We start from the raw sequence: 2,004 nt of genomic DNA, 5'->3' as shown, positions 1-2,004 counted from the left end.
AAGGCGACCCGGATCATTGGTTCCGGTCCGAAGGCCGGGGAGGAGTTCGCCGTCGAGGTCCCCACACACGTCTCCGCGATGGCGCAGTTCGAAAGCGGTGCGTCCTCGCACAGCGTGTTCTCCTTCGAGTCCCCCCGCCAGCGAATGGGATTCGTGGAAATCACCGGCTCCGAGGCCACGCTCTCGCTGCCGGACCCGAACTATTTCGACGGCGACCTCAGGCTCTGGCGGCCCGGGGCGGAAGAACCCGAGATCATCCCCGCCACCGGACCGGCCAACGGCCGCGGCCTGGGCGTGTTGGACATGGCCCGTGCCCTGCGTTCAGGCACTCCGCACCGCGCCACCGGCGAACTGGCTTACCACGTGCTGGACACGATGGTCTCGATTTCCGAATCCGTGGAGTCGGGCTCGTTCGTAGATGTCACCAGCAACGCGCCCGCCTCCGAACCCGTCCCGGAGGACTGGGCGCCGGAAACCGCCACACTCTAAGAATCAGCGAGGAACCACACCATGACCACCCCAGTCCGCCCATCCGACCAAACGCCTGCCCCGGCACACGGCCCAGCATCTGCCCCGCTGGGTGTGGCCGCCATCGGCTATGCCTTCATGGGGAAGGCCCACTCGAATGCGTGGCGGAACGTGGCCAGCTTCTTCGACGTCCCCGCCTTCGAGCAAAAAGTCCTCGTCGGCCGGGACGCCGAATCCGTCGCGGCGGCCGCCGCCAAGTACGGCTGGGCAGAGTCCGCCACCGACTGGCGCTCGGTCATTGAGCGGGACGACATCCACATCGTCGATATCTGCGCTCCGGGCTGGATGCACGCCGAGATCGCTGTTGCCGCCCTCGCTGCCGGGAAACACGTCCTCGTGGAAAAGCCTCTGGCGAACACGATCGCCGAGGCAGAAGCCATGACCGCAGCCGCGGCCGTCGCCCGCGCGAACGGCGTCCAGTCGATGATCGGCTTCAACTACCGCCGCGTCCCGGCCCTCGCCCTGGCCCGCGAACTGATCGCCGAAGGCCGGCTCGGCACCGTCCGCCACGTCCGCGCCGCCTACCTCCAGGACTGGCTCTCCGACGCCGAATCCCCCATGACTTGGCGCCTCCGCAAGGAAACCGCCGGCTCCGGTGCGCTGGGCGACATCGCCTCCCATGCCATCGACCAAGTCCTGTTCCTCCTGGGCGATGCCGTCACCGAGGTCACGGGCCGCCTGCACACGTTCGTGAACCGCCGCCCCGGAGCGGACGGCCTGGAAGATGTCACGGTCGACGACGCCGCCTGGGCTACCCTGACACTCGCCTCCGGAGCAATTGCCTCAGTGGAAGTCAGCCGCGTAGCAACCGGCCAGAAGAACTCCCTCAAACTCGAAATCTACGGAGACAAGGGCACCATCCTGTTCGACCTCGAGAATTTGAACGAGCTCGGCTTCCTGGATGCGACCGCCCCTGTCCGCGAGCAGGGTTTCCGGCGGATCCTGGTCAACGAACCCGAACACCCCTACCTCGAAGCGTGGTGGCCGCAGGGTCATATCATCGGCTGGGAGCACACCTTCACCCACCAAATCCGAGACTTCCTGCTGGCCATTCGGGACGGCAGCCAGCCATCGCCGTCGTTCGAAGAAGGCCTGAACGTCCAGCACGTCCTCGCTGCCATCGAAGAATCCGCAGCGGCCAAGAGCTCACTGATCCAGCTTTCCCCGAAGCCAACCAGCACCACTACCGAAGGAGCCTGACATGCCCCGCCCATACACCCTGTTCACTGGCCAGTGGGCCGACCTTCCCTTCGAGGAAGTCGCCAAGCTTGCCTCGGGCTGGGGCTACGACGGCCTGGAAATCGCCGTCTCCGGAGACCACCTGGACGCCTGGCGCTGGGACGAACCCGGCTACGTCGAGAACAAACTCGCCATCCTGGACAAGTACAACCTCAAGGTCTGGGCCATCTCCAACCACCTCAAAGGCCAAGCCGTCTGCGATGACCCCATCGACTTCCGCCACGAAGCCATCGTCGG

1 protein-coding gene and 2 pseudogenes are annotated in these 2,004 nt (G+C 65.9%); all 3 read left to right on the top strand.

The window, feature by feature from the left end; translation table 11 throughout:
* Nucleotides 1-489: pseudogene (locus tag ACFX4T_RS25550) on the top strand (gfo/Idh/MocA family oxidoreductase); the annotation flags it as partial.
* 21 nt (nucleotides 490-510) lie between these two features.
* Complete coding sequence (locus ACFX4T_RS25545) at nucleotides 511-1,728, top strand: Gfo/Idh/MocA family protein (protein WP_377655213.1); 1,218 nt, start codon at nucleotides 511-513, stop codon at nucleotides 1,726-1,728.
* 1 nt (nucleotide 1,729) lies between these two features.
* Nucleotides 1,730-2,004, top strand: a pseudogene (locus ACFX4T_RS25540) (sugar phosphate isomerase/epimerase); the annotation flags it as partial.

The sequence above is a fragment of the Paenarthrobacter sp. YIM B13468 genome (genome assembly GCF_042788025.1).
Classification (GTDB): domain Bacteria; phylum Actinomycetota; class Actinomycetes; order Actinomycetales; family Micrococcaceae; genus Arthrobacter; species Arthrobacter aromaticivorans.
Note: the sequence above shows the minus strand (reverse complement) of the source record. Positions and strands in the feature narration are given on the sequence as shown.

Coding starts and splice junctions, on each gene's coding strand:
- ACFX4T_RS25545 (WP_377655213.1), top strand. CDS start 511: ATGACCACCCCAGTCCGCCCATCCGACCAAACGCCTGCCCCGGCACAC.